Source organism: Sulfuricurvum sp., from assembly GCF_049305995.1.
In the GTDB taxonomy this organism is placed as follows: Bacteria; Campylobacterota; Campylobacteria; order Campylobacterales; family Sulfurimonadaceae; genus Sulfuricurvum.
This window is the reverse complement of the sequence record NZ_JBAQPS010000274.1, coordinates 1-2,876: the sequence shown is the minus strand read 5'-3', so window position 1 is coordinate 2,876 and position 2,876 is coordinate 1. Positions and strand designations below refer to the sequence as shown.

Here is a 2,876-nt window from a genome sequence, read left to right as displayed (position 1 = left end):
TTAGACATCGCATGAAGCACTGTTACTGAATTACGCAGAGGCATTTACCCGTCAAGATTCATTGACAGGTGATTGGTATGATGTTTCTTCTCATATGCTTTGGATCGGTGATCGTACTCGTCAACTTGACGGTGCGCATGTTGAGTTTATGCGCGGGATTAAAAATCCTATTGGTGTCAAAGCAGGTCCTTCTATGGATCCTGAAGATTTAATCCGATTATGTGATATTCTTAATCCTGAGAATGAAGCGGGACGTTTGAACGTCATTGTCCGTATGGGTGCGGATAAAGTTGCGGATGGTATGCCTGCCTTGATTCGTGCAATCGAGCGAGAAGGTAAAAAAGTGCTTTGGAGCTGCGATCCGATGCATGGAAATACTATTACGAGCAATGGTTATAAAACTCGTCCTGTTGATTCTGTACTCAAAGAAATGAAACAATTTTTTCAAGTACATAAGTCTGAAGGAACCTATGCTGGAGGCGTCCACTTGGAGATGACGGGTAAAAATGTCACTGAATGTTTAGGAGGATCATTCGAAATTACCTCTGAAAACCTTAAAAGTCGTTATCATACCCACTGTGACCCACGTCTAAATGCAGACCAATCATTGGAATTGGCATTTTTGATTGCTGATACTCTTAAAGAAGCACATCGTTAACTATTCCCTTTGCCCTGAGCGAGGCAGGGTGTAATGCGATGTTTCCTTAAACTCACTATAAATGGATAAATAGGGCTTTTTTTATTGTTTTTGACACTGTGGACAGATTCCAGAAATGACAATCGAAACTTCATCTGCTAGATAGTTACTTATCTCCATAGATGTTTGAAGTAAGCTATTAGGATCAAAAGGGATGTCTTTAAGCTCTCCGCAACATTTACACATCACATGTGCATGTGCCTCTTTCTCGACTTCAAATTTTGTTTTTTGCCCCGGTATTTTAACTTCTCGAATAAGACTGACATTCATCATTGTATGAACATTTTTATAAAGAGTTGCCAATGAAATCGAAGCAAATCTTTGGCGAATAGATAAAAATAAATCATCAATACTAATATGTCCAGCTTGATGCATAAGCTCAATAATAGCTATACGTTGCGGCGTTGCTTTAAGATGATAATGCTTAAGTAGTTGTTCATGTTTCATAATTTGTAATTATAGACAATTGCGCATGAAATAATCCATAAAGAAGAGTGATATTAAAGAGTTTTGAAAATTACTTTAAGATTTCTCCTACTCAAGCATGGAACCGTTAAATTGCACTAATAATACGTAGTAACTCATCTGGTTTATTTGAATATTGTAATGCAGTTTCTTTAGAAATCAATTTTTTACGTAAAAATTCAACAATTTCCTGAGTTTGCGTTGTCATACTTGTACCTTGCTGATTTAACTGCATTTGAGAATAAAGCTGATGCACTTTATCTTCACGAATCAAATTGGCAATAGCCGGATTTGTAATCATAACTTCTTGGGCTGCAATACGTCCTCCTCCGATCTTTGGCAAAAGAGCTTGTGAGATTACAGCAATAAGTGAAGTAGAAATTTGTGCACGAATTTGAGGTTGCTCATCGCCTGCGAAAACATCAATGATACGGTTAATGGTTTGTGGGGCTGAATTGGTATGAAGTGTTCCAAAAACCAAGTGGCCTGTTTCTGCAGCAGTAAGGGCAGCGGTAATTGTCTCTTTGTCTCGCATCTCTCCGATGAGGATGACATCAGGGTCTTCACGAAGTGCATATTTTAATGCTGCTGAAAAACTTTTTGTATCAGTGCCTACATTACGATGTGAAAAAAGTGATTTTTTATTGGTATGGACAAATTCTACCGGATCTTCAACCGTAATAACATGACGTGCTTCATGAAGATTAATTTCATTAAGCATTGCGGCTAATGTTGTTGATTTACCACTACCTGTTGGTCCAGTGACAAGAATAAGACCTTTTTCCCGTTTAATAAGTTCTTTAAATACTTTTTTAGCATTTAAATCATCCAAAGATGGAATAGTCACGGGGATAATACGGAATGCACAAGCCACATCATCCATTGTTTTATAGTAGTTAGCACGAAATCGACCAACATCGGGAATAACGATTGAAAAATCCAATTCATTCGTTTCTTCGAATGCTTTCTTTTGCTTTTCAGTTAAAAGAGAATACCCCATTTCTTCAATAGCTCGACCATCAAGAACAGGTAAATTTAAAGCAACTAAACGACCATCAATCCGAATTTGTGGTTCAGAACGACTTACAAGGTGAAGATCAGATGCTTTGTAAGCGACGACACTTTTGAGAAGTTTATAGATATTTAATGTTTCATTCATGATCGTAGCAATCCTTCGTATTGAGATATATCATAACCCACAATAAGTTTATTATTATACTCAATAACAGGGCGTTTTATAAGAAGATTATTTTTACTCAACCATTCTATTTGAGCACTTTCGTCGAGTTTTAAAGCTTTCAGTCCTAAAGTCCGATAAGTAGTTCCTTTTGTATTTAAAAGAATCGAAAGAGATGTTTGTGTCAGCCATTTTTCTATTTTTTCACGTTCAACCGGAGTAAGTTTAAAATCATGAAATGTATAGTGAAGCGAATGATATTCGAAAAATTTTATTGCTTTTTGAACACTACCACAACTCTTAATGCCATAAATATGAATCATAATTACTCAATAATTTTAGGAACAATAAAAAAATGATCTTCTGAATGAGGTGCATGTGTTAAAATATCATCATTAATACTTTGATCAACAAATCCTTTGTCTTCACGTAAATAAGTAGAGTTTTCTGACATTGCAAACTTGGCATTTATCCCATTTGTATTAAGCTCTGAGAGATTATCAACAAAGGAAACAATTTCACTGAGTTGTGTAATCA

The 2,876-nt window shown here is 36.1% G+C and carries 4 protein-coding genes and 1 pseudogene; 1 reads left to right on the top strand and 4 read right to left on the bottom strand.

Annotation, left to right across the window (positions count from 1 at the left end):
* Positions 1 to 4: 4 nt before the first annotated feature.
* Positions 5 to 658, top strand: a pseudogene (locus WA010_RS09365) (3-deoxy-7-phosphoheptulonate synthase); the annotation flags it as partial.
* 81 nt (positions 659 to 739) lie between these two features.
* On the opposite strand, the gene WA010_RS09360 reads toward WA010_RS09365, so the two are convergent.
* The 4 genes from WA010_RS09360 to gatC form a co-directional block, all read right to left on the bottom strand.
* Positions 740 to 1,144: a Fur family transcriptional regulator gene (locus WA010_RS09360; RefSeq protein ID WP_422556864.1), complete on the bottom strand. Its 405-nt coding sequence runs from the start codon at positions 1,142 to 1,144 to the stop codon at positions 740 to 742.
* A gap of 106 nt (positions 1,145 to 1,250) precedes the next feature.
* The gene (locus tag WA010_RS09355) at positions 1,251 to 2,321 is read right to left on the bottom strand and encodes a type IV pilus twitching motility protein PilT (RefSeq protein ID WP_422556863.1); all 1,071 of its coding nucleotides are present in this window, start codon (positions 2,319 to 2,321) and stop codon (positions 1,251 to 1,253) included.
* Positions 2,318 to 2,662, bottom strand: a complete 345-nt coding sequence (locus WA010_RS09350; RefSeq protein ID WP_422556862.1) for an arsenate reductase family protein — start codon at positions 2,660 to 2,662, stop codon at positions 2,318 to 2,320. The genes WA010_RS09355 and WA010_RS09350 overlap by 4 nt, the downstream gene beginning before the upstream one ends.
* 2 nt (positions 2,663 to 2,664) lie before the next feature.
* On the bottom strand, positions 2,665 to 2,876 hold a 212-nt coding region (gatC, locus tag WA010_RS09345), incomplete at its 5' end, for an Asp-tRNA(Asn)/Glu-tRNA(Gln) amidotransferase subunit GatC (protein ID WP_422556861.1).